This is a genomic window from Legionella feeleii, from assembly GCF_001467625.1.
In the GTDB taxonomy this organism is placed as follows: Bacteria; Pseudomonadota; Gammaproteobacteria; order Legionellales; family Legionellaceae; genus Tatlockia; species Tatlockia feeleii.
In genome coordinates this window covers 1-2,742 of the sequence record NZ_LNYB01000005.1, presented here as the reverse complement: position 1 = coordinate 2,742, position 2,742 = coordinate 1, and the positions used below count along the sequence as shown (strand labels likewise).

The following is a 2,742-nucleotide window of genomic DNA, read 5'->3' as shown; positions in this document are numbered from 1 at the left end:
TTGATTTCATTTCCAGCTCCTCGTTTGAGAAAGCTTAGTTTAGAAAATTTAAATTTCTCAGGTAGGTGTATTTGCCCGAACGAATACGATAGATTTAGTGAAACACTTTGACTAAATGGCATATCTAGACCAGCTTGCAATCCTACACTGGGAGTTAAAGATGTGGGTGTAAAAGTGAGGTTTTGGAAATTAAAATTAACTGGGGATAGGATATGCACATTATATTGACGCGACTCGCACCAAAGTACACCACCTTTAACACCTAGAAAAAGGCTGGGCATGAGATTTGCTAAAATCCATCTATCAAAATAATAGCGTGCTCCCATATAAGTCCCAAATGAGCGATAATCGGAGAATGTTTCATGGGTTAATACCGGCAACAAATTTATATCACGAGCATCACCGGATCCCTTGCTGTAAGTAAACTCTACAAATTGCTCTAAATGAGTTGTGAAAGCATAATTTAATTCTCCACTGACTGACCACGGCTCTTTAAATGTAGGTTTAGACGTTGTAGGAGAATCTACATATCCATTTGGACTGAATGGAGATATTAAAGTATCCTTCTGTTCGCGGGAAAAAGAATATGGTTCATAAGCTACGGATATTCTAAATCCAAATAGATTTGCGGCAAGTGGCGAATATTTTAAAATTGCATCAGAAGTGCCCCCATATAACACACCTGACATAAGAAACAGAGTGCTAAAAAATGTCTTTCTGTTCATCACGTTGTCCTTTCGCAATATGCCATTGTGCATCCCTACCTCAGTGCCGTTGGCGGCGCATGTTGAACGAGATAGAGCAAAAATTTAGATTACTCTATCTTTTAGCACGATAACTAATATTATCTGATCATACACTGGCCTCAATATAGACGGCAGGGTTTTAATGTAATGAACCTCCCATTTAGTTTCAAATTTTCCAATTCGAATACTGAGCTGATAATTACTCTTTGCCAACTCACTGGGTGGGATGGCCCCGTCATGCATGGACCCAGCGCTGGATGCATACATGACGGGCCCTCAAACCTATTCTGGATAATGACGTTGCTGAAATAAATGGTTTGCATTTTTAATAATTATTAAAAATCTTGAGGAATCCTTTAATTAATTTTCTCAATTCTAAGGGAAGTTGCTTATTTATGCTATTAATTAGTTGTAAGGGCTCGCTTTCATAAACGCATGGGCTCGCACTTATCGCAAAAAATGGGCTCACATTAATTGACTCTATCCGAAAATCTCGGCCCACATTAAATGACTTTATAAATTTCCTGGCTCACATTATTTGCACTTGGGCTCACAATAATGATTTTATCACCATGCCCCTCCCGCGAGAAAAACGTTCGTTTACATGGTAGAAATCTTATCACTAGATCCAATGACATTGATGCTCAATAACTCATGTTAAAATCCATGTTTCTTTATGATGTTTTAATGTCATGAATCTTACGCCGCTTTGCTTAATCAAAGCGACTCAATTATTTTTTATGCATCTGGTTCGTTGTTATCCATCATTTTTGCTCATTGTTATCTATGTTCGTTTCATTTACACCTAATTCAAATTGAATTTTTTCTTCTAATTGAGCAACATCAGGTAAAGCATCTTTTAGTTTTTCCGGCACATCTTTTGTTAACTGGTATCCGGCAACGCCAATGGGTTTATCCATTCCTCTCAATGCGTATTCCACATCAAATCGACTATGATCGCCGCATAAAATAATGCCAATAGAGGGATTCTCGTGGGGCTCTTTCACAAACTCATCCAGTAAATTTAAATAAAAATTCATTTTTCCGGCATGTTCTGGTTTGAAGCGGGTCCGTTTCAACTCTAGCGCCACGAGTGACTGCAATTTTCGATTAAATCTGAATTGATTCAACTCATTGCTGCAAAGATGAACCACCTCTCGGAAAAGTCAGTGGAAGATGGTATTAATCGGATACTTGCCACTATGACCCAAGCGCTGGAAAAGGGTCAGCGTATTGAAATCAGAGGGTTTGGTACTTTTGCAGTTCATCACAAACCAGCGCGAGCTGCTCATAATCCGAAAACCGGTGAAAAAACGGTGGTCAGTTCTAAATACAAAGTGCATTTTAAGCCAGGACTTGACCTTAAACGGCGTGTCATGGCCTCTCAACAGACAGTTGCCATTGATACTGATTGATTTTTGCACGAAATCAAAAGGCATTTCTTGCAAAACGCCGCGCATTTCTCTTAGTGACAGGCGGTGGATGAACTATCAACTAACCCAACCCATTGGGTCTTTCTCCAGGGCGCAGGTAAACACACCACTTCATTGCTCTTGGAGAAGAAACCATATTAAGAAACGTGGCCTACCTGCGCGCCGATTATAGCAACAATCCTCATTTAATCAACAAATTAGATAACACTTAACCACCCTGCTTTTATTTTGCCGTGCCGCTCAAATTTATTTTAACCCGTTGATTGACAGGCTGATTGGCGGTGCTAAGATGGCGCCCATTACAGAGATTTAAGTTTATCTTTCAGGATAAACCATCGATTACAAAAGCAGCCAGGAACAGGGACGTTGAGGGCAAAGTAACCTATTTGCTAAGACGGAGTTTGTTCATGCGTACCTTAACCGACCTTCTTTGGTTAACTCATTCCAATCAAACTGAAACATCCAATTCTTTCGGGCATCCGTCTGTTGCTTATTCATTTTTAATCACAAACGGAGCATAAAATGCCAATACCAGTAGTAATCGCCGCGGGGGCTGTCATGGG

At 39.9% G+C, this 2,742-nt stretch carries 3 protein-coding genes; 1 reads left to right on the top strand and 2 read right to left on the bottom strand.

Annotation, left to right across the window (positions count from 1 at the left end; translation table 11 throughout):
* A partial coding sequence (locus tag Lfee_RS00465; RefSeq protein ID WP_156413349.1) for a hypothetical protein occupies positions 1-725 on the bottom strand: 725 nt, incomplete at its 3' end.
* Between the two features lie 785 nt (positions 726-1,510).
* Positions 1,511-1,825 (bottom strand): PDDEXK nuclease domain-containing protein, encoded by a 315-nt coding sequence (locus Lfee_RS00455; RefSeq protein ID WP_238584837.1) that lies wholly within the window; start codon positions 1,823-1,825, stop codon positions 1,511-1,513.
* A gap of 30 nt (positions 1,826-1,855) precedes the next feature.
* Here Lfee_RS00455 and Lfee_RS00450 point away from each other — a divergent pair, with 30 nt between their 5' ends.
* Positions 1,856-2,161: an HU family DNA-binding protein gene (locus Lfee_RS00450; protein WP_330981735.1), complete on the top strand. Its 306-nt coding sequence runs from the start codon at positions 1,856-1,858 to the stop codon at positions 2,159-2,161.
* Positions 2,162-2,742 lie beyond the last annotated feature (581 nt).